This is a genomic window from Streptomyces turgidiscabies Car8, from assembly GCF_000331005.1.
GTDB lineage: Bacteria > Actinomycetota > Actinomycetes > Streptomycetales > Streptomycetaceae > Streptomyces > Streptomyces turgidiscabies.
Genome location: NZ_AEJB01000508.1, coordinates 36,019 through 61,231, shown reverse-complemented (window position 1 = coordinate 61,231; position 25,213 = coordinate 36,019). Strand labels below are relative to the sequence as shown.

Sequence of the window (25,213 nt, the reverse complement as noted above, 5' to 3'; positions counted from 1 at the left end):
CGCTCCCCGGCCGGCCCCCGACCCTGCGCACCCCGCCCGTCACCGACGCGGCGGAGTGGGCGGGCGCCCACCGGGACGCGCTGCGGGCGGCCGTCGCCGAGCACGGTTCGCTGCTGGTGCGGGGCCTCGGCCTGCACGAGCCCGGCGCGACCGGCGCCGTGCTGCGGCGGCTGGCCGACGGCCTGATGAGCGACCAGGAGGCCTTCGCGCCCCGGCGGCGGTACGCCGACGGCGTGTACTCGTCCTCCAAGTGGCCGCCGAACCAGCCGATGTGCATGCACCACGAGCTGAGCTACGCACTGGAGTTCCCCGGTCTGCTCATGTTCGCCTGCCTCGAAGCGCCCGCCGAGGGCGGCGCGACCGGGGTGGCCGACTCGGCGGCCGTGCTCGACGCGCTGCCCGCCGAACTCGTCCAACGCTTCGAACGGGAGGGCTGGTTGCTCACCCGGACGTTCAACGACGAGATAGGGGCGACGGTCGCCGAGGCGTTCGGAACCTCCGACCGGGCCTCGGTCGAACGCTACTGCCGGGCCCACGCCATCGAGTTCACCTGGGAACCGGACGGCTCCCTGCGCACCCGCCAGCGCCGCGGCGCTGTCCTGCGTCACCCGGTCACCGGCCACCGCTGCTGGTTCAACCAGATCGCGTTCCTCAACGAGTGGACGATGGACCCGGAGGTCCACGAGTACCTGGTCGACGTGTACGGCGCCGACGGCCTCCCCTTCAACACCCGCTACGGCAACGGCGATCCGATCGGTCTGGACGTCGTCCAGACCCTCAACGAGGTGTACGAGGCGCACACCGTGCGCGATCCGTGGCGAAGCGGCGATCTGCTGCTCGTCGACAACATCCGTACGGCACACAGCCGGGAGCCCTTCGAGGGGCCGCGCGAGGTCCTCGCCGCCCTGGCCGACCCGGTCCGCCGCACCGACTCCGCCGACACCACCGGCTCCGCCGGTTCCTCCGAAGGGACAGCCTCATGACCACGAACCCTGTCACCGTTCCGCCGTTCTCGGTCGTCACCGGGGAGCAGGCCCAACAGGCCCTCCAGGGCCGGGAGTCGGACGTCGTCGACCTGGTCGAGGCGGTGTACCGGCTGCACGGGGCCGGTGACTCGGTGAACCCGCCCTCGTACTTCCTGCGGTTCCCGGACCGTCCGTCGTCGCGGATCATCGCGCTGCCCGCGTCGATCGGCGGGGACGTGCACGTGGACGGGCTGAAGTGGGTCTCCAGTTTCCCGGAGAACGTCGCGGCGGGGATCCCGCGGGCGTCGGCCGTGCTGATCCTGAACGACCACGACACGGGCTATCCGTTCGCCTGTCTGGAGAGTTCCATCATCAGCGCGTCCCGGACGGCGGCCTCGGCCGCGCTGGCCGCCGACCGGCTGAGCCGGGGGCGCGCCCGCCCGACCCGGGTGGGGTTCGTCGGGACGGGGCTCATCGCGCGCTACATCCACACCTATCTGGAGGCCACCGGCTGGGAGTTCGACGAGACGGGCGTGTTCGACCTGTCCGCCGACAGCGCGGCCGGCTTCCGGGGCTATCTGGAGCGGTCGGACGGCGCCGGCAAGGTCGTCGTCCACGACAGCGCCGAACAACTGGTCAGGTCGAGCGACTTGCTGGTGTTCGCCACCGTCGCCGCGAAGCCGCACATCCACGACGTGTCGTGGTTCGACCACCATCCGCTGGTCCTGCACGTCTCGTTGCGAGACCTCGCGCCCGAGATCCTGCTCGCCTCGGCGAACTACGTCGACGACGTCGAGCACTGCCTGAAGGCGGAGACCTCTCCTCACCTGGCCGAACAGCTCACCGGCGGGCGGGAGTTCATCGACGGCACGCTCGACGACGTACTCACCGGGCGGACCAGGGTCCCGGTGGACCGGCCGGTGGTGTTCTCGCCCTTCGGCCTCGGAGTGCTGGACCTCGCCGTCGGCAGGTTCGTCCACGACGAGGTGGCCCGCCGCGGCGAACTGCGTGTCGTCGACGGCTTCTTCCACGAACTGCGGCGGCACGGCTGACCTCCTCAGGGGGTCGGACGCAGCATCCGTCACCGGATGTCGTGCCACGGATCAGGCGGGCCGAGCACAGGCGCGCCGCACACAGGGGGACAACATGCCAGTCATTTCGCAGCCATCGGACTTCAACGAGGATGAGCTCTACGTCGACCTCCGGGCCACCGTGGGACTCCCCCTCTTCCTGAAGTGCGAGGGCTTCAACTTCGCCGGTTCGATCAAGATGAAGGCCGCCTACGAGATGGTGACGGCCGCCGAGCGGGACGGCAGGCTGCGGCCGGGATCCGTTCTCGTGGAGTCCTCGTCGGGCAACCTGGGCGTGGCGCTCAGTGTGCTCGCGGCGAGCCGGGGCTACCGGTTCCTGTGCGTGACGGACTCGCGCTGCAACGCGCAGGCGATCCGTCTGATGGAGGCGCTGGGCAGCCGGGTGCACGTCATCGACCAGCCCGACCTGCGCAGTGGCTTCCTGGGCGCCCGGATCGGGTACGTCCGCGCGCTGTGCGCCTCCGACGAGCGGTATGTCTGGCTCAACCAGTACACCAACCAGGGGAATTGGCGGGCTCACTACCGTACGACAGCACCGGCGATCGCCCGCCGGTTCCCGGGCCTGGACGTCCTGTTCGTCGGTGCCGGCACCACCGGCACGCTGATGGGCTGCGCGCGCTGGTTCTGGCAGTGGAACCGGCGGGTGCGGATCGTCGCCGTGGACGCCGTCGGCTCGGTCACCTTCGGGGGGCCGCCGGGACCCCGGATGATCCCGGGGCTGGGCACGAGCGTACGTCCGCAGCTGCTCGACGAGAGTTACGTCGACGAGGTGATCCGTGTGGAGGAGGCGGACGCGGTGGGTGTCTGCCGTCGGCTGGCCTCCCGGGGCTTCCTGTTCGGCGGGTCCACGGGCACGGTGATCAGCGGGGCGACGCAGTGGCTGGCCCGGCACGACGGCCGTGACCTCACGGCGGTGGCGATCGCCCCGGACATGGGAGAGCGCTACCTCGACACCGTGTACCACCCCGGGTGGCTGGAGGCCCACCAGGGCGAGCAGGACATGACCCCGCTGGCCGCCGACGAACTGGCGGTCCTCTCCCGGCCGGTCTGACGGCGACAGCGGCACGGGTGCTGCGCCGCGGGCAATCCGGTGAACAAGGCCGTACCGGGGGGTACGTTCTTCGTATGGCAGCCAGCACCCACACCGTGACCAACCAGGTGCCGCCCCTGGTCGGATATGACGTCTTCGCCGCCGACAAGGCCCTGGTGGCGGCCGTCGAGCGGCACCTGGATCCAGGGCTTCTGGACGAGGCCCGGGAGGATCTCTCCGGGCTCGGGAAGTCCACCGGGTCCGCGCAGGTGCAGGAATGGGGGGCGCTCGCCAACGAGAACCCCCCGAAACTGCGCACGCACGACCGCTACGGCAACCGGATCGACGAGGTGGAGTTCCATCCGGCCTGGCACCGGCTGCTCGGCAAGGGTGTCTCGGCGGGCCTGACGGCGGCCTGGACGCGACCGGGCGGGCATGTGCGGCGGGCCGCCGGGTTCGTGGTCTGGTCGCAGGCCGAGGCCGGCCACGGCTGCCCGCTGTCGATGACCCACGCGGCGGTGCCCGCACTGCGCACCGACCCGGCGCTCGCCGCCGAGTGGGAGCCCCGGCTGACGTCCACCGTCTACGAGGAGGGGCTCGGCCCGGCGCACCGGAAGGCCGGCGTGCTCTTCGGGATGGGCATGACGGAGAAACAGGGCGGCAGCGACGTACGGGCCAACACGACCGTCGCGAAACCGCTCGCCGAGGACGGGACGTACGAGCTGACGGGCCACAAGTGGTTCTGCTCGGCGCCCATGTCGGACGGCTTCCTGGTGCTGGCGCAGGCCCCCGGCGGGGTGACCTGCTTTCTGCTGCCCCGCGTCCTGGCGGACGGCACCCGCAACGTGTTCCGCATCCAGCGGCTCAAGGACAAGCTGGGCAACCGGTCCAACGCGTCCGGCGAGATCGAGTTCGACGGGACGTGGGTGCGCCGCGTCGGGGACGAGGGGCGTGGGGTGCGCACCATCATCGAGATGGTCGCGATGACCCGGCTCGACTGTGTGCTCGGCGCCGCCGCGCTGATGCGGCAGGCGGTCGCCCAGGCCGTGCACCACTGCACGTACCGCGAGGCGTTCGGCGGGAAACTCGTCGACAAGCCGCTGATGCGCAACGTACTGGCCGATCTCGCCCTGGAGTCAGAGGCGGCGACAACGCTCGCGCTGCGCCTGGCCGCCGCCTACGACGACGGCGGAGAACAGGAACGGGCGTTCCTGCGGCTCGCGTTGCCGGCCGCCAAGTACTGGGTGACCAAGCGCTGCACCCCGCTCGTGGTGGAGGCGTCCGAGTGTCTGGGCGGCAACGGCTACGTCGAGGAGTCGGGTATGCCCCGGCTGCTGCGCGAGTCGCCGCTCAACTCGATCTGGGAAGGCGCCGGGAACGTACAGGCGCTGGATGTGCTGCGGGCGATCCAGCGGGAGCCCGCCGCGCTCAACGCGTTCCTCCAGGAGGTCGGGAAGGCGCGCGGGGCGGACCACCGGCTGGACGGCGCGATCAAGGACCTGCTGACCGAACTCGCCGACCTGGAAGGCATCGAGGGCCGGGCGCGACGGCTGGTCGAGCGGATCGCGCTGGTCCTGCAGGGTTCACTTCTGGTCCGGTTCGCACCCCCCGAAACCGCCGACGCCTTCTGCGCCTCCCGCCTGGGCGGCGACTGGGGCAACGCTTTCGGCACCCTCCCCCACACCCTGAACCTGGCAGAGGTGGTGGACCGAGCCCGACCGGTGGGCTGAGTATCCGGCCTGTCGTAGGCGCGACAGCGCCCGACAGGTGCGCGGGGAACTGCGCGACAAGCCCCTACCGGCCGGCAGCCAAATAACCGCACTACCGGCGGAGCCTGTCGCGGGAGTGGTGCTGCGCCGACACGGCACCACCCCCGCTCACTTGCCCCGCATCGCTCGGGAGCACGGACACCGCGCACGGCGTCGCCCAAGTTTCAGCCACCGCAGGGCGGTTCACCAGGGTTGCAGGGGGTTGCAACTTGTTGGCGTGTGTGTGCGGAGTGTGGTCTTCCGCGCCCCCGGGGCGGCACCATGAGACATCGAGTCAATACGAGCCGGGAGGACACAGTGGCGAAGCCGCCGATGGACGTCGCGCGGATGGCCGCCCGTGACACGGCGCATGCGGCGCGGCTGCTCAGTGACGTACGCGCGGCCCGCCTCACCGGACAGCGGCCGCGACTGGCACCCCGCCCGGTGATCGACCAGTCCTGGGACCGCGTGCTGCGCAGCGGCGTCGACCCCGACCACGGCGTCCAGACGGGGCTGCTGACCCACGAGGAGTTGGCGCGGCGGCGCGAGACGTCCCGGCTGCGGCATGTTCTCCCGGTGCTGCGGCAGGGGCTGTTGTCGGTCGCGGACGCCACCCAGCACATCATGCTCGTCGCGGACGAGGACGGCCGGGTGCTGTGGCGCGAGGGCAGTACACCGGTGCTGCGCAGGGCCGACAGGTTCGGGATAGAGCCCGGCGCCGACTGGGCCGAGGAGGTCGTCGGCACCAACGGCGTGGGCACCCCGGCGGTCGCCCGGCGCCCCGTCCAGGTCTTCGCCTCCGAGCACTTCGTACGGTCGCTCGCCACCTGGACGTGCACGGGCGCCCCGATCACCGACCCGCGCGACGGCAGGCTGCTGGGCGTGGTCGATGTCAGCGGGCCGCTGGAGACGATGCATCCGGCCACGCTCGCCTGGGTCGACTCGGTCGCCAAGCTCGCCGAGGCGCGGCTGCGGGAGCGGCACCACCAGTCGTTGGAGCGGCTGCGGTCGGCGGCGGCGCCGGTGCTGGCGCGGCTCGGCGGGCGGGCTCTGGCGGTGGACCGGGACGGCTGGACGGCCGCGATCACCGGAATGCCGTACACGAGCCGCGTCGCCCTGCCCAAGTCGTTGTCCCCGGGCCGACGTTGGCTGCCGGCGCTGGGACTGTGCTCGGTGGAGCCGCTGGCCGGCGGCTGGCTGATCCGCGCCGCCGAGCCCGAGGCTCGCGGCGCCTCCCGGATCGTCCTGGACCTGGGCCGGCCACGCCGCTGGTCGGTGACGGTGTCGGGGCCGGCGGGTTCCTGGACCCACGAACTGACTCCTCGGCACGCCGAGTTGCTGTACCTCCTGGCCCTGCACCCGGCGGGCCGCAGCGCGGCGGGCCTGGCCGACGACGTGTTCGGGGACCCGGCCCGCACCGTGACCGTACGCGCGGAGATGTCGCGGATACGGCGGTATCTCGGGGCGTTTCTGGACCACCGGCCGTACCGCTTCAGCGAGGACACGGAAGTGGACGTCCTCCTCCCGGACGATCCCCGCGATCTGCTGCCCCACTCGACGGCCACGGCCGTGGCACGGGGCCGGGCGACGGAGGGGGCGGCCGGGGTTTGAACGGCGCCGGACGACACACAGTGACCCGGCTGTGACGCCGGGGTGAACAAACACGTCCGAACGGCCCCCGAACGCAACACAAGCGCATGGATTCCGGCGTATTCGACCAGGCCCGGCGCCCCCTGACGTACCATCCTTCCCACGGCCCCCCACACTGCGTCCCCGGTTTCAACGTACGGACCGCGAGCCGCAGTTGGCCTGCCTCGGGAGGATGAATGAAACATCGCGGCAGACACCGCAGGCAGAGAAGGGGCAGAGCGCTGCGCGGCGCCCTCGCCGGAACCGCCCTCGCCCTCACCGCCGCGGCCACCATCGTCAGCGCCTCCCAGGCCGTGAGCAGCGACAACCCGGGGCCCCTGAAGTCCCTGACGTCCGCCGCGGAGCTGAAGGACTTCCAGCTCAAGGAGCATCTGGCGTCGAAGAGTTCGCTCGACCGGCTGGCCACCTCCATGGGCGGCACGGTGGGCGTGAGCACCGTCCTGGAGCACACCAACCGCACGATGCGCGCCGCGGACGAGTGTGCCCCGACCGAGACCGAGGCGCTGCCCGTCGCCCCGACGGCCACCCGCGCGTACTGCTGGGACGAGGCCGACGCCGCCAGCCGGCGCTGGCTGCCGCAGTCCGTGACCACCTCCGGTGACGCGGACGAGGACGGCCGCTGGGGCGCCAACCGTGTGATCCTCTCCGGCTGGACGCACAACGACGCCAAACCGGACGAGCCCGAGGTCTCCCGGGGCCTGGCGCGGGTCGCCGTCATCGACGCGAACGACCTGAGCGACATGACGTACCGCTGGGTGCTCCTGGTCGTCCCGACGGAGGACGGCTCGAACTACCGCAAGCTGGAGTCCTCGATCTCCGGCATGGTCTGGTACCAGGACAAGCTGCTGGTCACGGCCTCCGCCGCGGACACCGACCGCAAGTCCCTGTACGTCTACGACATGAACCGCATCCAGCGCGCCTCGGTCAGCAGTCCGGCGGTCGGACGGGTGTCCGGCGGCTGGTCGGCGCACGGCTACGGGTACGTCATGCCCGCCGTCGCCTCGTACAGCCTCACCGGCGGTGCGTGCGACCCGGCGGCCGACGACGGCGCCCCCTGTTTCGGCTCGCTCTCCCTGGACCGCAGCTCCACGCCCGACAGCCTGGTCGCGAGCGAGTGGTTCCCGGCGGACGCCGATCAGCGCAGCCGCCTGTGGCGCTACTCGTTCAGCCGCGCGGGCGACCGTTCCGGCCTCCTCGCCGCGAACGCCTTCGGCCGGGTGAACGCGGTCGAGGCCTTCTCGACGAAGGCCACGGGCATCCAGGGCGTCCTGTCGTACCGGTCGGCGGGCGAGGAGAAGGCGGACTGGTACGTCGGTCGTGCCCCCGGCTCCAAGGACCGGCACGGCACCCTGTGGCGACTGGACGACGACGGCGCGAAGGCCGCCCGCTGCGGCTCCGACGACGAGTCCCGCCGCTGCTGGGGCGAGCACGCCGAGTCCCTCTCCTACTGGGAGGGCACCGGCGAGGTCTGGTCCCTGACGGAACGGGCGGCGGACAACCGCTCCGGCACCCCGGTCCCGGAGCGCGTCCTGTACGCCGTACCACTGTCCGAGATCGCCGACTCCCTGAGATAAGCCCGCAGGGCGGGGCCGGGCGCGGATGAATCGGCCGCGGGCGGAGCGAGCGCGCGACTGCGCGCCGCCAGGGGAGCGGATGAATCGGCCGCGCGACAGCGCGCCGATAGGGGCGCGGGGAACTGCGCGACCAGCCCCCACGGGCCCGCAGGCGAACGACACGTGGTTCCCTGACCCCTATGAGCAACATCGCCGTGACCACCTGGTCCCTGCAACAGACCGCCCCGACCGACCTGCTCCCCGCAGAGGCCCCCGACGGGGACGTCAGAGTCGTCCGCGCCGAAGCCCCCTCCCCCGAGTTCAGCCGCTTCCTCTACGCCTCGGTCGGCGGCGACATCCGCTGGACCGACCGGCTGACCTGGACGTACGCCCGCTGGCAGGAGTACCTGGAGCGCCCGGGCGTGGAGACGTGGGTCGCCTACGACCGGGGCACCCCGGCGGGCTACGTGGAGTTCGAGCCCCAGGACGACGGGGCCGTGGAGATCGTCTACTTCGGGCTGATCCCCGCCTTCCGGGGCCGGCGGATCGGCGGGCACCTGCTGTCGTACGGGGCCGCCCGGGCCTGGGACCTCGGGGACCGGTGGCCGGGCCTGGCGCCGACGAAGCGGGTCTGGCTGCATACGTGCAGCAAGGACGGTGAGCACGCGATGGACAACTACCTGCGCCGCGGCTTCGCGCTCTTCGACACCAAGGTCGAGGAGGAGGCGGAGGTCGCCGCACCCGGGCCCTGGCCGGGGGCGTTCGACCTGTCGTGACCCCGCCATGTGACCGACGACACCCTCGTCTCACCGTACGAGACAAGGGTGTCCACATGACGGACAATGCTGGACTGTGTCCAGATCGCCGTGACACGCTTCCGTCATGTCTGGAACTGGGATTGCCTTGGTGAGTCGGCGGCACGTCGACCTCGGCCGCATGTCCAGCGCCATCTGTCCGGCGAGCTGACCAGCCCTCAGCACCGCCGATCTCCTCCCTTTGCCTCAGCCTGCGCAGAGCCGCGCCAGTCTGACCGTGCGCCCTTATGCGCAGGTAAGAGCCGCTTTCCGCCTGTCCCGAAGGACCAAAATCATGGCCGCCACCCCGCAGAACCCTGCCGCCGCGCCCCGCCGCAAGGTGAGCCGTCACCGTGGTGAGGGTCAGTGGGCAGCGGGACACTTCACCCCGCTGAACGGGAACGAGCAGTTCAAGAAGGACGACGACGGTCTCAATGTGCGGACACGCATTGAGACGATCTACTCCAAGCGGGGCTTCGACTCGATCGACCCCAACGATCTGCGCGGCCGGATGCGCTGGTGGGGCCTGTACACCCAGCGCAAGCCCGGGATCGACGGCGGCAAGACCGCGATCCTGGAGCCGGAGGAGCTGGACGACAAGTACTTCATGCTGCGCGTCCGCATCGACGGCGGCCGGCTCACCACCGACCAGCTGCGGGTCATCGGCGAGATCTCGCAGGAGTTCGCGCGCGGCACGGCCGACCTCACGGACCGGCAGAACGTCCAGTACCACTGGATCCGCATCGAGGACGTCCCGGAGATCTGGAACCGTCTCGAAGCGGTCGGCCTGTCCACCACCGAGGCCTGCGGTGACACGCCCCGCGTCATCCTCGGTTCGCCGGTCGCCGGGATCGCCGAGGACGAGATCATCGACGGCACGCCCGCCATCGAGGTGATCCAGCGCCGGATCATCGGCAACAAGGACTTCTCGAACCTGCCCCGCAAGTTCAAGTCGGCGATCTCCGGCTCGCCGCTGCTCGACGTGGCGCACGAGATCAACGACGTCGCGTTCGTCGGCGTGGAGCACCCCGAGCACGGCCCCGGTTTCGACGTCTGGGTCGGCGGCGGCCTCTCCACCAACCCGAAGATCGGCCAGCGCCTGGGCGCCTGGGTCCCGCTGGACGAGGTCCCGGACGTCTACGAGGGCGTCATCTCGATCTTCCGCGACCACGGCTACCGGCGACTGCGTACCCGCGCCCGGCTGAAGTTCCTGCTCGCCGACTGGGGCGTGGAGAAGTTCCGCCAGGTCCTGGAGGACGACTACCTCAAGCGGAAGCTGACCGACGGCCCGGCCCCGGACCAGCCCGTCGAGCGCTGGCGCGACCACGTCGGCGTCCACCGTCAGAAGGACGGCCGCTTCTACGTCGGTTTCGCCCCGCGCGTGGGCCGCGTGGACGGCACGCTCCTCACGAAGATCGCCGAACTCGCCGAGGCCCACGGCTCGGGCCGCCTCAGCACCACCGTCGAGCAGAAGATGATCGTGCTCGACGTGGAGGAGGCGCAGGTCGCCTCGCTCGTCGAGGGCCTGGAAGCGCTCGACCTCACCGTCAAGCCGTCCCCGTTCCGGCGCGGCACCATGGCCTGCACCGGCATCGAGTACTGCAAGCTCGCGATCGTCGAGACGAAGGCGCGCGGCGCCTCCCTGATCGACGAACTGGAGCGCCGTATCCCGGAGTTCGACGAGCCGATCACCATCAACCTCAACGGCTGCCCGAACGCCTGCGCCCGTATCCAGGTCGCGGACATCGGTCTCAAGGGCCAGTTGGTCCTGAACGACGCGGGCGAGCAGGTCGAGGGCTTCCAGGTCCACCTGGGCGGCGCCCTCGGTCTGGAGGCCGGTTTCGGCCGCAAGGTCCGTGGTCTGAAGGTGACTTCGGAGGAGCTGCCGGACTACGTCGAGCGCGTGCTGAAGAACTTCCAGGCCGAGCGCGAGGACGGCGAGCGGTTCGCCACGTGGGCCGCCCGCGCCTCCGAGGAGGCCCTGTCATGAGCGAGCGCGCAGCCCCCTTCTACTGCCCCTACTGCGGCGACGAGGACCTCCGGCCGAGCGAGTCCGCCGAAGGCGGCCACGGCGCCTGGGAATGCGGAGCCTGCAATCGAGCCTTCCAGTTGAAGTTCCTCGGGCTCCTCGCCCGCGGATTTCAGCACCGGGAAACCGGAGGGGACGAGATATGACCACGGTTCAGGAAGACCGTACGACCGACGACCTGAAAGCACTCGCCGAGCAGGCGGGACGTGACCTGGAGAACGCCTCCGCACTGGAGATTCTCACGTGGGCCACAGCCACCTTCGGTAAGAAGTTCTGCGTGACCTCCTCCATGGAGGACGCGGTGGTCGCCCACCTCGCCTCCCGCGCCATGCCCGGTGTGGACGTCGTGTTCCTCGACACCGGCTACCACTTCCCCGAGACCATCGGCACCCGCGACGCGGTCGAAGCCGTGATGGACGTCCGCGTCCTCACCCTCACCCCCGTCCAGACGGTCGCCGAGCAGGACGCCGAGTACGGGCCGAAGCTGCACGACCGCGACCCCGACCTGTGCTGCAAGCTGCGCAAGGTCGAGCCCCTGGAGCGCGGCCTCAAGGGGTACGCGGCCTGGGCGACCGGCCTGCGCCGCGACGAGTCCCCGACCCGGGCGAACACCCCGGTCGTCGGCTGGGACGAGAAGCGGCAGAAGGTCAAGGTCTCCCCGATCGCCCGCTGGACGCAGGACGACGTGGACGCGTACGTCGCCGAACACGGCGTCCTGACCAACCCGTTGCTGATGGACGGCTACGCGTCCGTCGGCTGCGCGCCCTGCACCCGCCGGGTGCTGGAGGGCGAGGACGCGCGCGCCGGCCGCTGGGCGGGCCGCGGCAAGACCGAGTGCGGACTGCACGGCTGATGAACCGGACCGAGACCGCCACCCCCGAGGATCAGGAGATACCAGTGACGACCGGAGCCACCGTATGGCTCACGGGTCTGCCGAGCGCCGGCAAGACCACCATCGCGTACGAACTGGCGGGCCGGCTGCGCGAGGAGGGCCACCTCGTCGAGGTGCTGGACGGCGACGAGATCCGTGAGTTCATCTCGGCGGGCCTCGGCTTCAGCCGCGAGGACCGGCACACGAACGTGCAGCGCATCGGCTTCCTCGCCGAACTGCTCGCCCGTAACGGCGTCAAGACGCTGGTCCCGGTGATCGCGCCGTACGCGGACAGCCGCGAGGCCGTCCGCAAGCGCCACCAGGAGAGCGGCACCGCGTACGTCGAGGTGCATGTGGCGACCCCGGTCGAGGTGTGCTCCGTACGCGATGTGAAGGGTCTGTACGCCAAGCAGGCAGCGGGCGAGCTGACCGGGCTCACCGGGGTCGACGACCCGTACGAGGAGCCCGAGACGCCCGATCTGCGGATCGAGTCGCAGGACCAGACCGTCCAGGAGTCCGCCGCCGCGGTCCACGCGCTGCTCACCGAGAGGGGACTGGCATGACGACCACCGTTGCCAAGACGCACGGGGGCGAGACGGACGCCCCCTACACCCTCTCCCACCTTGACGCCCTCGAGTCCGAGGCCGTGCACATCTTCCGCGAGGTGGCGGGTGAGTTCGAGCGGCCGGTGATCCTCTTCTCCGGCGGCAAGGACTCCATCGTCATGCTGCACCTGGCGCTGAAGGCCTTCGCCCCCGCGGCGATCCCCTTCACGCTGCTGCACGTGGACACCGGGCACAACTTCCCCGAGGTGCTGGACTACCGGGACCGCGCGGTCGAGCGGCACGGGCTGCGGCTGCACGTCGCCTCCGTGCAGGACTACATCGACCGCGGGGTGCTGAAGGAACGTCCGGACGGGGTGCGCAACCCGCTGCAGACGCTGCCGCTTACGGAGAAGATCCAGGCCGAGAAGTTCGACGCCGTCTTCGGCGGCGGCCGGCGCGACGAGGAGAAGGCCCGCGCCAAGGAGCGGGTGTTCTCGCTGCGGGACGAGTTCTCGCAGTGGGACCCGCGCCGGCAGCGCCCGGAGCTGTGGAACCTCTACAACGGCCGGCACGCGCCCGGCGAGCACGTCCGGGTCTTCCCGCTCTCCAACTGGACCGAGCTGGACGTCTGGCAGTACATCGCCCGCGAGGGCATCGAGCTGCCGGACATCTACTTCGCGCACGAGCGTGAGGTGTTCCAGCGGGCCGGGATGTGGCTGACCGCCGGCGAGTGGGGCGGCCCCAAGTCCGACGAGACCGTCGAGAAGCGGCAGGTCCGCTACCGCACGGTCGGCGACATGTCCTGCACGGGTGCCGTCGACTCCGACGCGGTGACACTGGACGACGTCATCGCCGAGATCGCCGCCTCCCGGCTCACCGAGCGGGGTGCCACCCGCGCCGACGACAAACTGTCCGAGGCCGCGATGGAAGACCGGAAGCGCGAGGGGTACTTCTAGCCATGACCACGACCACGGAACTCACGGAACTGTCCGAGACCACGCTCCTGCGGTTCGCCACCGCCGGTTCCGTCGACGACGGCAAGTCCACCCTCGTGGGCCGGCTGCTGCACGACTCCAAGTCGATCCTCAGCGACCAGCTGGAGGCCGTCGAGCGCGTCTCGGCGAGCCGCGGCCAGGACACCCCCGACCTCGCACTGCTCACGGACGGTCTGCGCGCCGAGCGCGAGCAGGGCATCACGATCGACGTCGCGTACCGCTACTTCGCGACGCCGAAGCGCCGGTTCATCCTCGCCGACACGCCCGGTCACGTGCAGTACACCCGCAACATGGTGACGGGTGCCTCCACGGCCGAGCTGACGGTGATCCTGATCGACGCCCGCAACGGCGTCGTCGAGCAGACCCGCCGGCACGCGGCCCTCGCGGCGCTGCTGCGCGTCCCGCACATCGTCCTCGCGGTCAACAAGATGGACCTCGTCGGCTACCAGGAGTCCGTGTTCGCCGCGATCGCCGAGGAGTTCACGGCGTACGCGCTGGAACTGGGCGTCCCGGAGATCACCGCGATCCCGATCTCTGCGCTGGCCGGCGACAACGTGGTGGACCCGTCCGCCAACATGGACTGGTACGGCGGGCCGACCTTCCTGGAGCACCTGGAGACGGTCCCGGTCACCCACGACCTGAGCCACTGCCACGCCCGCCTCCCCGTGCAGTACGTGATCCGGCCGCAGACCGCCGAACACCCCGACTACCGGGGTTACGCGGGCCAGATCGCCGCCGGTTCCTTCCGCGTGGGCGAGTCCGTGACGGTCCTGCCGTCCGGCCACGCGTCGCGGATCGCCGGTATCGACCTGCTCGGCAAGGCGGTCGACATCGCCTACACGACGCAGTCGGTGACCGTCCTCCTGGAGGACGACATCGACATCTCGCGCGGCGACCTGATCGTGCCCAGCAAGGACGCGCCGCCGACCACGCAGGACGTCGAGGCGACCGTGTGCCATGTCGCCGACGCGCCGCTGACGGTCGGTCACCGAGTGCTCCTCAAGCACGGCACCCGCACGGTCAAGGCGATCGTCAAGGACATCCCGTCCCGGCTCACGCTCGACGACCTGTCCCTGCACCCGCATCCGGGACAGCTCGTCGCCAACGACATCGGCCGGGTGAAGATCCGTACCGCCGAGCCGCTGCCCGTCGACTCGTACGCCGACTCGCGGCGCACCGGCTCGTTCATCCTGATCGACCCGAACGACGGCACCACGCTCACCGCGGGCATGGTCGGCGAGTCGTTCGCGTCCCCGGAGCCCGTCAAGGACGAGGCCGAGGACGACGGGTGGGACTTCTGACATGAACTCCACCGACTACTTCTCCACGTTCGCGAAGGAGGGCGGCCGCGTCGGCAGCGGCGCCCTCGGCAGCGGGCAGGGCGGGGTCGCGCGATGTGCGTGCTGACGTACGCGCACCGCTTGCGCGCCCTGTCCCCCCACCGCCGTAGACGAAAACCTGCCGACCTCCCGGCCACGACCTGAGAGATCGTGACCGCCGGGCCTCCGAGAGGAACACCTCCCGTGCCTGCACGCTCCGCTCTTCGCCGCAGTCTCGCGGTCATAGCCGCGCTCCCTCTCCTCACCCTCGCCGCCTGCGGTTACGGCTCCCAGGCGAAGGACGACGACACCGCCAAGGTCGCCGCCGGTGCCGAGAAGATCGACGGACTCGACTCCGTCAGGATCGGTTACTTCGGGAACCTGACCCACGGGACCGCGCTGGTCGCCAACCAGAAGGGCTTCTTCCAGAAGGAGCTCGGCGCCACGAAGGCGAAGTACGCGACCTTCAACGCCGGCCCGTCCGAGATCGAGGCGCTCAACTCCCAGTCCATCGACATCGGCTGGATCGGCCCGTCCCCGGCGATCAACGGGTACACCAAGTCCGACGGCAAGAACCTGAGGATCATCGGCGGTTCGGCGTCCGGCGGCGTGAAGCTCGTGGTCAACCCGGACAAGATCAAGTCCGTCAAGGACCTCAAGGGCAAGAAGATCGCGACCCCGCAGCTCGGCAACACGCAGGACGTGGCGTTCCTCAACTGGATCGCGGACCAGGGCTGGAAGGTCGACGCGCAGAGCGGCAAGGGTGACGTCACGGTCGTCCGCACCGACAACAAGATCACCCCGGACGCCTACAAGTCCGGTTCCGTGGACGGCGCCTGGGTGCCGGAGCCGACCGCGTCCAAGCTGGTCGCCGAGGGCGGCAAGGTGCTGCTCGACGAGGCCTCGCTGTGGCCCGACAAGAAGTTCGTGATCACGAACATCATCGTGCGGCAGGACTTCCTGAAGAAGCACCCGAAGGCCGTCGAGGCGGTCCTCAAGGCCTCGGTGGAGGCCAACAAGTGGATCAACGCCAACCCCGACGCGGCGAAGGCGGCGGCGAACAAGCAGCTGGGCATCGACTCGGGCAAGGAACTGCCGGCCGCCGTCCTGGACCCGGCCTGGAAGTCGATCCAGTTCACCGACGACCCGCTGGCCGCCACCCTCAACACCGAGGCTGAGCACGCCGTCAAGGCCGGTCTGCTGGAGAAGCCGAACCTGAAGGACATCTACGACCTGACGATCCTGAACAAGGTCCTCAAGGCCGCGGGCGAGAGCACGGTCAGCGCCGCCGGTCTCGGCACGAGCTGACGCAGGAAACCCGACGAGTTCCCAGGAGGTGACGACCATGGCCACGACAACGACTCTCCCCAAGGCCGCCGAGACGGTCGAGCACGCGGCACGCCTCGAGCATGTCTCGAAGTCCTTCGCGACACCGGGCGGGCAGCAGCTCGTCCTGGACGACATCAGCATCGATGTCGCGCCGGGTGAGTTCGTCACCCTCCTGGGGGCCTCGGGCTGCGGCAAGTCCACGCTGCTGAACCTGGTGGCGGGGCTGGACAAGCCCAGCGCGGGCTCCATCACGACGGACGGGCGCCCCGCCCTGATGTTCCAGGAGCACGCCCTCTTCCCGTGGCTGACTGCGGGCAAGAACATCGAACTCGCCCTGAAACTGAGGGGAGTTCCCAAGCCCGAGCGGCGCGGCAGGACCGAGGAGCTGCTCGAACTCGTCCGGCTGAAGGGCGCTTACGGCAAGCGGGTCCACGAGCTGTCGGGTGGCATGCGTCAGCGCGCCGCGCTGGCCCGGGCGCTCGCCCAGGAGAGCAACCTGCTGCTGATGGACGAGCCGTTCTCGGCCCTCGACGCCATCACCCGGGACCTGCTGCACGACGAGCTGACCCGCATCTGGCAGGAGACCGGGGTCTCCGTCCTGTTCGTCACGCACAACGTGCGCGAGGCGGTACGGCTCGCGCAGCGCGTGATCCTGCTGTCGTCGCGCCCCGGCCGGATCGCGCGCGAGTGGACGGTCGGCATTCCGCAGCCGCGCCGTATCGAGGACGCGCCCGTGGCCGAACTGTCCCTTGAGATCACCGATGTACTGCGTGGGGAGATCCGCCGTCATGGCCAGCACTGACACGACACCGGTCCAGGACGCCGGGAGCGTGGAGGCGGGTCTCGACGCGCTGGAGACCACGGCCCTCGGCCGGCCGACCTTCCGGCAGACCTTCGTCAACAAGATCCTGCCGCCGATCATCGCGCTCGCGGTGCTCCTCGCGGTCTGGACCCTGCTGTACCCGATCGTCGACAACCCCGCCAAGCTGCCCTCACCGGCGGCCGTGGGCGACGCCTTCCGGGACGCCTGGCTGCAGGGCGACCTGATCAGCTACATCTGGACCAGCGTCTCGCGCGGTCTGCTCGGCTTCCTGATGGCACTGGCGATCGGTACCCCGCTGGGTCTGCTCGTGGCGCGGGTGAAGTTCGTGCGCGCGGCGATCGGCCCGATCCTGTCCGGCCTCCAGTCGCTGCCGTCGGTGGCCTGGGTGCCGCCGGCCGTGATCTGGCTGGGCCTGAACAACTCCATGATGTACGCGGTGATCCTGCTGGGCGCGGTCCCCTCGATCGCCAACGGCCTGGTGTCCGGCGTCGACCAGATCCCGCCGCTGTTCCTGCGGGCGGGCCGCACGATGGGCGCGACCGGTCTGAAGGGCACCTGGCACGTCACGCTGCCGGCGGCTCTGCCCGGCTATGTGGCGGGCATGAAGCAGGGCTGGGCGTTCTCGTGGCGTTCCCTGATGGCCGCGGAGATCATCGCCCAGTTCCCCGACCTGGGAGTGGGCCTCGGCCAGCTGCTGGAGAACGCCCGCACCGCCAGCGACATGGCCATGGTGTTCGAGGCGATCCTCCTCATCCTGTTCGTCGGTATCGCGATCGACCTGATCATCTTCAGTCCGCTGGAGCGGTGGGTGCTGCGCACCCGCGGCCTGCTGGTGAAGAGCTGACGCCCATGTACGAGAAGCCGGTCCGCCCCGTCCTCGTCGTCATCGCCCACGGCAGCCGCGACCCGCGGCACGCCGCGACGGTGCACGCCCTGGTCCGGCGGGTGCGCTCCCTGCGCCCCGGCCTACGGGTGGAGACCGGCTTCCTGGACTTCAACATCCCTTCCGTGCAAGGGGTGTTGGAGTCCCTGGCCGCGGAGGGCGTACGGGATGTGGTGGCCCTGCCCCTCCTCCTGACCCGCGCCTTCCACGCCAAGGCGGACATCCCGGCGGTCCTGCGGGACGCGCCGAGGCGCCTGAACATCCGCCAGGCGGAGGTGCTGGGCCCGTCCCCGCTCCTCCTCTCGGCGCTCGAACGGCGCCTGTACGAGGCGGGGTTGACGCCCGCCGACAAGTCCTCGACCGGGGTCGTACTGGCCTCGGCGGGGTCCACCGACCCGGAGGCGATCGCAGTGATCGCTGATATCGCGCGGGAGTGGCGGCACACCGGTTGGTGCGCCGTGCGACCTGCGTTCGCCTCCGCGGCCCTCCCCCGCACCGAGGACGCGGTACGGGAGCTGCGGGAGCTGGGCTGCGAGCGCGTCGCCGTCGCGCCCTACGTCCTCGCCCCCGGCTTCCTCCCGGACCGCATCGCACGGGGCGCGGCGCGGGCGGACGTCCTCGCCGACGTCCTCGGACCGGCGCCCGAGGTGGCCCGGCTGCTGCTGCGGCGCTACGAGGAGCAGGTGGCGGCGCTGCGGGTGCCTCTGGCGGGTCGCGCCGCGGTGAGCGCGTAGGCGTTCCCGTCCGCCGGATCTTCCCGCCTCACACCGCTGGGACGAACGCGCTCAGGGCTCTCGAACGGACGCGACTGCCTCGTCCGCCAGCCGTACGAGTTCCGCCGAGGGCAGTGAACCCGCCGGCCGCCGCTCCCGGGCGAACGTGCCGGCCAGCCGTTGCAGCAGCTCGTTCAGGGGTGTCGGTACGCCGTGCAGCCGTCCCAGGAGCACGATCTCGCCGTTCAGGTAGTCGGTCTCGATCGTGCCGGTGCCCCGGCTCAGGGACTGCCAGGTGGAGCCGCCGCCGGGCTCGGTACCGGGCAGCGGGTGCGGAGTGATCTTGTCGCCGCGCCTCACCCTCGCCTCCTCTGCGCTCGCGTACGGGATTCCGGCCGCCGCGAGCACCGACTCGCCCTCGGCGTACACCCGCCCGCGCAGCCGCTCGCTCTCCTCGCTGTCCGCCGCACCGCTGAGCGCCCGGACGGCGTTGCCCAGGTTGGTGAGGAGTTTGGCGTACTGCCAGCGCGCCACGTCCGGCACGACCGGCGCCTCGATCGCCGCCGTCTTCTCCAGGTCGGCGGCGATCCGGCGGACGGTGTCGTCGGTGCCGTGCGGGTGGCGGCCGAGGAAGAGGATGCCGGTGAGCGGGGCGCCCGCGGCCGAGACGACGCCGGGTTCCTCGTAGGCCGCGGGGAGCCAGACGCAGACGCCGTACACCCGCCGGAAGCGGCGCAGCGCGAGCCGCGGGCTCTCGACTCCGTTCTGTGCGCAGAGCAGCGGGAGCCGCTCGGCCGCCGTACCGCCGCCGGCGACGGGTACCGGCCCCCAGTCCGCCAGGGCCGCTTCGCTGTCCTGCGTCTTGACGGCGAGGACGAGCACGTCGTCGGCGCGCAACTCCCCGAGTCCGGCGGGTCCGTCGACGGTCGGCAGGCGGTACGTGTGCGTCCCGTCCGGCGTCACCAGCCGCAGCCCGTGCTCGCGCAGCGCCTCGTACTGGGCGCCCCGGGCGACGAGAACGACCTCGTGCCCGGCCCCGGCCAGCCGCCCTCCGACGGCACCGCCGACCGCCCCTGCTCCGATGATGATGTAGCGCATGGCGGCCAGCCTGCCATGGTGCGTGCACCGCACAGGTAGCGTCCACCGTATGGCTTCGGAAAGATTCACGATCGGTGGCGAGTTCCCGGTGCGCCGTCTCGGTTACGGCACGGCACAGTTGACGGGCCCCGGCTACTGGGGCCCGCGAGGCGACCGCGCCGACGCGGTGGCCGTACTGCGCCGGGCCGTCGACCATGGTGTGACGCTGATCGACACCGCCGACAACTACGGCCCGTCGATCGCCGAGGAACTCGTCGCCGAGGCCCTGCACCCGTACCCGGCCGGGGTGTTGGTCGCGACCAAGGGCGGTGTCGTACGGACCGGACCCGACGCCTGGCACATCGACGGCCGGCCCGAGCGGTTGCGCGCGATGTGTGAGGCGAGCCTGCGTCGGCTGCGGCGCGAGACCATCGACCTGTACCAGCTGCACCGGCTCGACCCGAGCGTTCCGATGGCCGAACAGCTGGGCGCGCTCGACGAGTTGCGCGCGGAGGGCAAGATCCGGCATGTCGGGCTCGACTCCGTGACGGCCGAACAGCTGAGGGCGGCAAGCCAGTTGACGTCGATCGCCTCGGTCCAGAACCGCTTCCACCTCCTCGACCGCTCCTCCGAGCCGCTGCTGAAGCTGTGCGAGGCGCACGGCATCGCGTTCCTGCCGTGGTTTCCGCTGGGCAACGGCGAGTTGGCGACCGACCCGGTGTGCGCGGAGATCGCCGCCACGCACGGAGCGACCCCGGCCCAGATCGCGCTGGCCTGGCTGCTGCACCACTCCCCGGTGCTCTGCCCCACTCCGGGCACGGGCTCCCTCGTACACCTGGAGGAGAACCTGGACGCCGCGACCGTACGGCTGTCCGGCGCCGAACTGGCGCGCCTGGACAGCCGGTAGACCGGTCGACCGGCGTCACATCACGTCACCGATCGGTGTCGCCGAACGGGGTCGCCTGGTGGAAGTACAGCAGCCAGTCGCCGCCTTCGGTGTCCCGGCGCCACAGTGAACTCCGGTGGGCGCGGCGGCCGTTGCTCTCCGTGTCGAAGGTGAGGTGGACCAGGTCGGGGGCGAGCCGTACGCCCTTCAGGTGTGAGACGGCGAAGGGGCGGGCGCCCGGTTCGGGGGTCGCGGCGAGGGACGCGATGATCGACGCCCGGTCCCAGTGCCGCCCCGAGGCACCGAACTCGTGGAACCCGGGATGCAGCAGGGCTCCGGTCAGCTCGGGTGAGGCGCGGACCTCCGGGTCGAGCAGCCACAGTTCGGCCTCGATGGCGGCGTCGACGGCCGGGTCGCGGCCCCCGTCATGGTGGCCGTCGCTCATCCGACTCACTTGCCCGGGGTCCCGTCCTCGGTCATTTCCACCAGTTTCACGACGGTGTTCCAGTTGCGGGTGGTCGCGATCAGGCCCTTCAGGTACCGGGGCTTGGCGAGCTGCTCGGCGAGCTTGGAGCGGCCGAGGCCGTCGGGTGCGTAGAGGTACAGCGCGCGGTCGCCGAGCCGGAACTCCTCGGGGAGGTGGGCGGGCTGGTCGATGTCCGCGAAGCGGGTGTCGTCGACGGGGGTGGAGAAGTAGGTGACGTGGAGTTGCTTGCCTTCCAACTCCGCTGCCGGAAAGGGGCAGTTGTCCCTGATCGCCCGCAGGTGTGCGTGGTCGCGCACGATCACGTCGACGGTGAATCCGAAGTGCCGCGCGATGGCGTTCGAGATCTCCCCGGCGAGGGACTCCTCGTCCCCGTGACCGGCGGCGAACACGGCGTTGCCGCTCTGCAGGTACGTCCGTACACCGCCATGCCCGAGGCCCTCCAGCAGGGTGCGCAGCTCGGCCATGGGGACCTTCTTGTTGCCGCCCACGTTGATACCGCGCAGCAGCGCCGCGTAGGTCCTCGTGGCCTGTTCACCTGTCGTCATCCGCACACCATAGGGCGGCCCACTGACACTCCCCCTCACGAACCACCCCGAGATCATCTTTTAGATGTAGGGGACCGCTGTCCTACCCAGTGGGGAGACACCGGCATCCGAGGGGAGGACTTCGGCCTGCCGTACCTCACCGGGGAGCACGAGGAGATGGTCTTATTCGGCCCCTACCTTCGAACTAAAGGTGATGGCAGGGGGCTGTCGCCGCATACGAGGGGGCAAGCCCGACATGGGGAACGGAGAAACGCGGGTACGCGGCATAGCCGCCCGGGCCGGCGGCTGGAGCGCCCGGCATCGCTGGGCGGCCGTCGGGATCTGGGTGCTGTTCGTCGTCCTGGCGATGGGGCTCGGCTCGGCCGCCGGCAGCGTCAAGGTCAAGGAGAGCGACCAGCTGGGGGGCGAGACCCACACGGCCGCCAAGATCATCGAGGATGCCGGGATCGACGAACCCGCGAGCGAGACCGTCCTCATCCAGGCGAAGGACACGGGCGTCAAGGCCACGGACACCGCGTTCCGGGCCGCCGTCACCGATGTCATGAAGGCGGTCGACGGGACCGGCAAGGTCACCGACGTCCAGTCGCCGTACGACACGAACACCCTCTCGAAGGACGGGCACAGCGCGCTCGTCCAGTTCGACATGCGAGGCGACGCCGACACGGCGGGCGACCGGGTCGAGCCGGTGCTCAAGGCCGTCGCGGAGGTCCAGAAGGACCACTCGGAGCTGCGGATCGAGGAGATCGGCGGCGCCAGTATGAACAAGACGTTCGACGACGCCTTCGGTGACGACTTCAAGAAGGCCGAACTGTCCGCCGTACCGGTGGCCCTCGGCATTCTGCTGATCGCGTTCGGCGCGCTGGTCGCGGCCCTGCTGCCGGTGGCACTGGCGATCACCGCGATCATGGCGACGATGGGCCTGATGGGCATCGTCAGCCACATTCAGCCGATGGACGACACCGCCAGTTCCGTGATGCTGCTCGTCGGCCTCGCCGTCGGTGTCGACTACTGCCTGTTCTATCTGCGCCGGGAACGCGAGGAGCGGGCGGCGGGCCGCAGTCCGGAGGCCGCGCTGCGGATCGCCGCGGCGACCAGTGGCCGCGCGATCATCGTCTCCGGTGTCACGGTGTGCGTGGCGATGGCGGGCATGCTGTTCACCGGGCTCGCCACGTTCGAGGCGATGGGCCTGGCTTCCCTGATGGTCGTGGCGGTCGCCATGGTCGGCTCGGTGACCGTCCTTCCCGCGCTGCTGTCGCTGCTAGGTGAGCGGGTCGAGAAGGGCAGGATCCCGTTCCTGCACCCCGACAAGCGGCGCAAGAACGACGGTCGCGGCAAGGGCAACGGGGAGAGCCGCTTCTGGACGGCCGTACTGAAGGTCGTCCTCGCCAGGCCTGCCGTCTCGCTGGTGGTCGCGGCCGGCGCGCTGCTCGCCGTCGCCGCGCCCGCGCTCGGCATGAAGACCCAGAACCTCACCCTGGACCAGGAGTTCGGCGACTCACTGCCGATCGTCGGCACGTACAACCGCGTCAACGACGCGTTCCCCGGCGGCTCCGACCCGGCCGAGGTGATCGTCAAGGCGAAGGACATCAACGCGGCCGACGTGAAGTCCGCGCTCGCCGACTTCCGTGCGCTGGCGATCAGTTCGGGCGCCTCGCGCGGCCCGGTGGACATCAAGCTGCACGACGCCGAGAACATCGCCTTCGTGTACGTCCCGCTGGTCGGCGGCTCCGACCTGGACAAGGCGGGCGAGAGCCTGGACAAGCTGCGCGACGAGGTGCGCCCGGCCACCCTGGGCAAGGTCGACGGCCTCTCGGCGCCGATCACCGGTCAGGTAGCGGGTTCGAAGGACTTCAACGACCAACTGGCCGGCGCGGTCGCCCCGGTGTTCGCCTTCGTGGTCGTGTTCGCCTTCCTGCTGATGCTGCTGTCGTTCCGCTCCCTGACCATCGCGATCACCTCGATCGTGCTCAACCTGCTGTCGGTCGGGGCTGCTTACGGCATCCTGGTCGCCGTCTTCCAGCACGGCTGGGGCGCGTCGCTGGTGGGCGCGGAGGGCGTGGGCGCCATCATCACCTGGCTGCCGCTGTTCCTGTTCGTGATCCTTTTCGGCCTCTCGATGGACTACCACGTGTTCGTCGTCTCCCGTATCCGCGAGGCGCGGCTGCGGGGCCGTACGACGAAGGACGCGATCCAGCACGGGGTGGTCACCACGGCCGGGGTCGTCACCAGTGCCGCCGTCATCATGGTCGCCGTGTTCGCCATCTTCGGGACCCTGTCGATGCAGTCCATGAAGCAGATGGGTGTGGGCCTCGCGGCGGCGGTGCTCATCGACGCGACGATCATCCGGGGTGTGCTGCTGCCCGCTGTGATGGCTCTGCTGGGCGAGCGCAACTGGTACTTCCCGAAGTGGCTGAACCGTCTGCCGGACCTGACGCACGACGAGGCGACGGAGACCCTGTCATCGCCTCCGCCGCCCGCCGTGGAGGGTGAGCGGGTCGGAGTCTGAGTCACTCCGCTCGCTCGTCAGCCCTCTGAACACCCTGCACATCCCTTGAACTGAGGGCCCGTTGGTCACCGGGGAGCCAACGGGCCCTCTTCCCGTTCACGCTCCGGGCAGCTCGGCCTCGATCAGATCGGCGGCCCGCCGGGTGCCGCCCTCCGCCGCCATCCCGGCCTGAACCTCCGCGAGCCGCCGGGCGACCTCCGGATCGTCCACGAGCGCGAGGGCGGCGGCGCGCAGCGCCTTGGCGGTCGCCTCCGCCATGGGTACGTGACGGGCGACTCCGAGCGCCTGCAGCATGTCGGCGTTGCCGAACTGGTCGGCGGCCTGCGGTACGGCGATCATCGGCGTGGCGGTGGCCAGCCCCTCCTGGCTGCCGCCGGCGCCGGCATGCGTGACGAACAGGTCGGCCTGCCGCAGGATCGCCAACTGCGGTACCCAGGAACGTACTTCGACGTTGTCCGGTACGGGTCCCAGCTCGTCGGCGTCGACATGGCGGCCGACCTGCAACACCATGTGCCACCCCGGCAGGTCACCGAGGGCCCGCACGCACTCCCGGTAGAACTCCGGCTGCTTGGTGAAGGCGGACCCGAGCGAGACCAGGACCACCTTCTCGGCGTCGGCGGGCCGCTGCCAGTCGCCCTGTTCGGAGCGGTCGCCCTGGCAGGCGCCGACGAAAGTGTGGACGCGTTCGTCGACGCGGTCGGCGTTGGGCTGCAGCACCTTGGGAATCAGGACGAGGGAGCGGGCGGGGCGGCCGGTGAAGGGATCGGGGTGCCGGTTGATCCCGTTCTCCTTCAGCCAGCCCTCGAACCGTTCGTAGTAGGCCCGCCCCCGCTCGGTCTGCCGGGGCTCGGCCCACATCGGCTCGGCGACCTCCTCCTCGTACCCGTCCCAGGCGACGAGGTTCGGCGAGAGGGAGACCGCGGACACGCCCCAGCGGTGGGCGAGGACGCGGGCCGGATAGGAGGTGATGTCGTGCAGGACGAGGTCCGGCACGTCCCGCTGACCGTCCTCGCCCACCTTGCCTCCCTCGTACGCCTCGATGAGCTGCGGGAGTGCCTGCATCGCGTCGGCGAGGAAGGGCTCGACGTTGTCGAGGAGGGTGGTGCCCCACGCCTCCGGGTCGGCGTCGGGCCCGGGCAGCGTGGACTCGTAGAGCACGGGCCTTGCCCCGGTCTCGGCGACCTTCTCGGCGAAGGCGGGCGGAATCGCGTACGTGACTCGGTGGCCCCGCGCAACCAGTTCGCGGATCACCTCGATGCTGGGGTTCACGTGACCGTGCGCGGCGATGGAGAACATGGCGATGTGGGCTGGGGTCATGGCATCGACCGTAAGCGAGACGAGACGTCTCGTGCAACTTGATTCTCGGGGCGGTTC

The 25,213-nt window shown here is 70.5% G+C and carries 23 protein-coding genes and 1 pseudogene; 20 read left to right on the top strand and 4 right to left on the bottom strand.

Annotation, left to right across the window (positions count from 1 at the left end; all coding sequences use genetic code 11):
• The 18 genes from STRTUCAR8_RS36645 to STRTUCAR8_RS36560 form a co-directional block, all read left to right on the top strand.
• The coding region (locus STRTUCAR8_RS36645) for a TauD/TfdA family dioxygenase (RefSeq protein WP_006381307.1) at positions 1–983 on the top strand (983 nt) is incomplete at its 5' end.
• Positions 980–2,017, top strand: coding sequence for a 2,3-diaminopropionate biosynthesis protein SbnB (gene sbnB, locus STRTUCAR8_RS36640; protein WP_006381292.1), 1,038 nt, complete (start codon positions 980–982; stop codon positions 2,015–2,017). The genes STRTUCAR8_RS36645 and sbnB, both read left to right, overlap by 4 nt.
• A gap of 94 nt (positions 2,018–2,111) precedes the next feature.
• Positions 2,112–3,107 (top strand): 2,3-diaminopropionate biosynthesis protein SbnA, encoded by a 996-nt coding sequence (gene sbnA, locus STRTUCAR8_RS36635; RefSeq protein ID WP_006381331.1) that lies wholly within the window; start codon positions 2,112–2,114, stop codon positions 3,105–3,107.
• 74 nt (positions 3,108–3,181) lie between these two features.
• The gene (locus STRTUCAR8_RS36630) at positions 3,182–4,816 is read left to right on the top strand and encodes an acyl-CoA dehydrogenase family protein (protein WP_006381328.1); all 1,635 of its coding nucleotides are present in this window, start codon (positions 3,182–3,184) and stop codon (positions 4,814–4,816) included.
• A 351-nt stretch (positions 4,817–5,167) separates the two neighbouring features.
• On the top strand, positions 5,168–6,445 hold the full coding sequence (locus STRTUCAR8_RS36625; RefSeq protein WP_044473516.1) for a helix-turn-helix domain-containing protein: 1,278 nt from the start codon (positions 5,168–5,170) through the stop codon (positions 6,443–6,445).
• A gap of 215 nt (positions 6,446–6,660) precedes the next feature.
• Positions 6,661–8,058, top strand: a complete 1,398-nt coding sequence (locus STRTUCAR8_RS36620) for a hypothetical protein (RefSeq protein ID WP_006381316.1) — start codon at positions 6,661–6,663, stop codon at positions 8,056–8,058.
• A 179-nt stretch (positions 8,059–8,237) separates the two neighbouring features.
• Complete coding sequence (locus STRTUCAR8_RS36615) at positions 8,238–8,813, top strand: GNAT family N-acetyltransferase (protein ID WP_006381311.1); 576 nt, start codon at positions 8,238–8,240, stop codon at positions 8,811–8,813.
• A 106-nt stretch (positions 8,814–8,919) separates the two neighbouring features.
• The gene (locus STRTUCAR8_RS55445; protein ID WP_309486338.1) at positions 8,920–9,003 is read left to right on the top strand and encodes a putative leader peptide; all 84 of its coding nucleotides are present in this window, start codon (positions 8,920–8,922) and stop codon (positions 9,001–9,003) included.
• Positions 9,004–9,126: 123 nt separating this feature from the next.
• Positions 9,127–10,821, top strand: a complete 1,695-nt coding sequence (locus STRTUCAR8_RS36610; protein ID WP_006381317.1) for a nitrite/sulfite reductase — start codon at positions 9,127–9,129, stop codon at positions 10,819–10,821.
• Complete coding sequence (locus STRTUCAR8_RS36605) at positions 10,818–11,006, top strand: hypothetical protein (protein ID WP_006381299.1); 189 nt, start codon at positions 10,818–10,820, stop codon at positions 11,004–11,006. The genes STRTUCAR8_RS36610 and STRTUCAR8_RS36605 overlap by 4 nt, the downstream gene beginning before the upstream one ends.
• Positions 11,003–11,713, top strand: coding sequence for a phosphoadenylyl-sulfate reductase (locus STRTUCAR8_RS36600; RefSeq protein WP_006381322.1), 711 nt, complete (start codon positions 11,003–11,005; stop codon positions 11,711–11,713). Before STRTUCAR8_RS36605 ends, STRTUCAR8_RS36600 begins: the two co-directional genes overlap by 4 nt.
• Before the next feature lie 44 nt (positions 11,714–11,757).
• Entirely contained in the window at positions 11,758–12,294 is a 537-nt protein-coding gene (gene cysC / locus STRTUCAR8_RS36595; RefSeq protein ID WP_006381298.1) for an adenylyl-sulfate kinase, read from the top strand.
• Entirely contained in the window at positions 12,291–13,232 is a 942-nt protein-coding gene (gene cysD, locus STRTUCAR8_RS36590; protein ID WP_006381345.1) for a sulfate adenylyltransferase subunit CysD, read from the top strand. Before cysC ends, cysD begins: the two co-directional genes overlap by 4 nt.
• Before the next feature lie 2 nt (positions 13,233–13,234).
• Positions 13,235–14,572, top strand: a complete 1,338-nt coding sequence (locus STRTUCAR8_RS36585; protein ID WP_006381329.1) for a sulfate adenylyltransferase subunit 1 — start codon at positions 13,235–13,237, stop codon at positions 14,570–14,572.
• A 222-nt stretch (positions 14,573–14,794) separates the two neighbouring features.
• Positions 14,795–15,898, top strand: coding sequence for an aliphatic sulfonate ABC transporter substrate-binding protein (locus tag STRTUCAR8_RS36575; protein ID WP_006381326.1), 1,104 nt, complete (start codon positions 14,795–14,797; stop codon positions 15,896–15,898).
• A 37-nt stretch (positions 15,899–15,935) separates the two neighbouring features.
• Positions 15,936–16,721 (top strand): ABC transporter ATP-binding protein, encoded by a 786-nt coding sequence (locus STRTUCAR8_RS36570; RefSeq protein WP_006381327.1) that lies wholly within the window; start codon positions 15,936–15,938, stop codon positions 16,719–16,721.
• Positions 16,708–17,586, top strand: coding sequence for an ABC transporter permease (locus tag STRTUCAR8_RS36565; RefSeq protein ID WP_006381295.1), 879 nt, complete (start codon positions 16,708–16,710; stop codon positions 17,584–17,586). The genes STRTUCAR8_RS36570 and STRTUCAR8_RS36565 overlap by 14 nt, the downstream gene beginning before the upstream one ends.
• A gap of 5 nt (positions 17,587–17,591) precedes the next feature.
• Positions 17,592–18,359 carry a sirohydrochlorin chelatase gene (locus STRTUCAR8_RS36560; protein WP_006381344.1) on the top strand — a complete coding sequence of 256 codons (768 nt, stop codon included), beginning with the start codon at positions 17,592–17,594 and terminating at the stop codon, positions 18,357–18,359.
• Positions 18,360–18,410: 51 nt separating this feature from the next.
• On the opposite strand, the gene STRTUCAR8_RS36555 is transcribed toward STRTUCAR8_RS36560, so the two are convergent.
• Positions 18,411–19,436, bottom strand: coding sequence for a ketopantoate reductase family protein (locus tag STRTUCAR8_RS36555; RefSeq protein ID WP_044473515.1), 1,026 nt, complete (start codon positions 19,434–19,436; stop codon positions 18,411–18,413).
• Between the two features lie 49 nt (positions 19,437–19,485).
• Between STRTUCAR8_RS36555 and STRTUCAR8_RS36550 the strand changes: the two genes are divergently transcribed.
• A complete protein-coding gene (locus tag STRTUCAR8_RS36550; protein WP_006381294.1) occupies positions 19,486–20,322 on the top strand; it encodes an aldo/keto reductase in 837 nt (278 codons plus the stop codon).
• 25 nt (positions 20,323–20,347) lie between these two features.
• Here STRTUCAR8_RS36550 and STRTUCAR8_RS36545 read toward each other — a convergent pair whose 3' ends face one another.
• Positions 20,348–20,746 carry a nuclear transport factor 2 family protein gene (locus STRTUCAR8_RS36545; RefSeq protein WP_006381313.1) on the bottom strand — a complete coding sequence of 133 codons (399 nt, stop codon included), beginning with the start codon at positions 20,744–20,746 and terminating at the stop codon, positions 20,348–20,350.
• 5 nt (positions 20,747–20,751) lie between these two features.
• A complete protein-coding gene (locus STRTUCAR8_RS36540; protein ID WP_006381309.1) occupies positions 20,752–21,333 on the bottom strand; it encodes a DUF1697 domain-containing protein in 582 nt (193 codons plus the stop codon).
• A 235-nt stretch (positions 21,334–21,568) separates the two neighbouring features.
• Here STRTUCAR8_RS36540 and STRTUCAR8_RS36535 point away from each other — a divergent pair, with 235 nt between their 5' ends.
• Complete coding sequence (locus STRTUCAR8_RS36535; protein WP_006381312.1) at positions 21,569–23,839, top strand: MMPL family transporter; 2,271 nt, start codon at positions 21,569–21,571, stop codon at positions 23,837–23,839.
• Between the two features lie 96 nt (positions 23,840–23,935).
• On the opposite strand, the pseudogene mgt reads toward STRTUCAR8_RS36535, so the two are convergent.
• Positions 23,936–25,199 (bottom strand): annotated as a pseudogene (mgt, locus tag STRTUCAR8_RS49040) (macrolide-inactivating glycosyltransferase).
• Positions 25,200–25,213 lie beyond the last annotated feature (14 nt).

Bases quoted from the DNA above. Each gene is read 5' to 3' on its own strand.
- sbnB (WP_006381292.1), top strand. From the start codon at position 980: ATGACCACGAACCCTGTCACCGTTCCGCCGTTCTCGGTCGTCACCGGG.
- sbnA (WP_006381331.1), top strand. From the start codon at position 2,112: ATGCCAGTCATTTCGCAGCCATCGGACTTCAACGAGGATGAGCTCTAC.
- STRTUCAR8_RS36630 (WP_006381328.1), top strand. From the start codon at position 3,182: ATGGCAGCCAGCACCCACACCGTGACCAACCAGGTGCCGCCCCTGGTC.
- STRTUCAR8_RS36625 (WP_044473516.1), top strand. From the start codon at position 5,168: ATGGACGTCGCGCGGATGGCCGCCCGTGACACGGCGCATGCGGCGCGG.
- STRTUCAR8_RS36620 (WP_006381316.1), top strand. From the start codon at position 6,661: ATGAAACATCGCGGCAGACACCGCAGGCAGAGAAGGGGCAGAGCGCTG.
- STRTUCAR8_RS36615 (WP_006381311.1), top strand. From the start codon at position 8,238: ATGAGCAACATCGCCGTGACCACCTGGTCCCTGCAACAGACCGCCCCG.
- STRTUCAR8_RS55445 (WP_309486338.1), top strand. From the start codon at position 8,920: ATGTCTGGAACTGGGATTGCCTTGGTGAGTCGGCGGCACGTCGACCTC.
- STRTUCAR8_RS36610 (WP_006381317.1), top strand. From the start codon at position 9,127: ATGGCCGCCACCCCGCAGAACCCTGCCGCCGCGCCCCGCCGCAAGGTG.
- STRTUCAR8_RS36605 (WP_006381299.1), top strand. From the start codon at position 10,818: ATGAGCGAGCGCGCAGCCCCCTTCTACTGCCCCTACTGCGGCGACGAG.
- STRTUCAR8_RS36600 (WP_006381322.1), top strand. From the start codon at position 11,003: ATGACCACGGTTCAGGAAGACCGTACGACCGACGACCTGAAAGCACTC.
- cysD (WP_006381345.1), top strand. From the start codon at position 12,291: ATGACGACCACCGTTGCCAAGACGCACGGGGGCGAGACGGACGCCCCC.
- STRTUCAR8_RS36585 (WP_006381329.1), top strand. From the start codon at position 13,235: ATGACCACGACCACGGAACTCACGGAACTGTCCGAGACCACGCTCCTG.
- STRTUCAR8_RS36570 (WP_006381327.1), top strand. From the start codon at position 15,936: ATGGCCACGACAACGACTCTCCCCAAGGCCGCCGAGACGGTCGAGCAC.
- STRTUCAR8_RS36565 (WP_006381295.1), top strand. From the start codon at position 16,708: ATGGCCAGCACTGACACGACACCGGTCCAGGACGCCGGGAGCGTGGAG.
- STRTUCAR8_RS36560 (WP_006381344.1), top strand. From the start codon at position 17,592: ATGTACGAGAAGCCGGTCCGCCCCGTCCTCGTCGTCATCGCCCACGGC.
- STRTUCAR8_RS36555 (WP_044473515.1), bottom strand. From the start codon at position 19,436: ATGCGCTACATCATCATCGGAGCAGGGGCGGTCGGCGGTGCCGTCGGA.
- STRTUCAR8_RS36550 (WP_006381294.1), top strand. From the start codon at position 19,486: ATGGCTTCGGAAAGATTCACGATCGGTGGCGAGTTCCCGGTGCGCCGT.
- STRTUCAR8_RS36545 (WP_006381313.1), bottom strand. From the start codon at position 20,746: ATGAGCGACGGCCACCATGACGGGGGCCGCGACCCGGCCGTCGACGCC.
- STRTUCAR8_RS36540 (WP_006381309.1), bottom strand. From the start codon at position 21,333: ATGACGACAGGTGAACAGGCCACGAGGACCTACGCGGCGCTGCTGCGC.
- STRTUCAR8_RS36535 (WP_006381312.1), top strand. From the start codon at position 21,569: ATGGGGAACGGAGAAACGCGGGTACGCGGCATAGCCGCCCGGGCCGGC.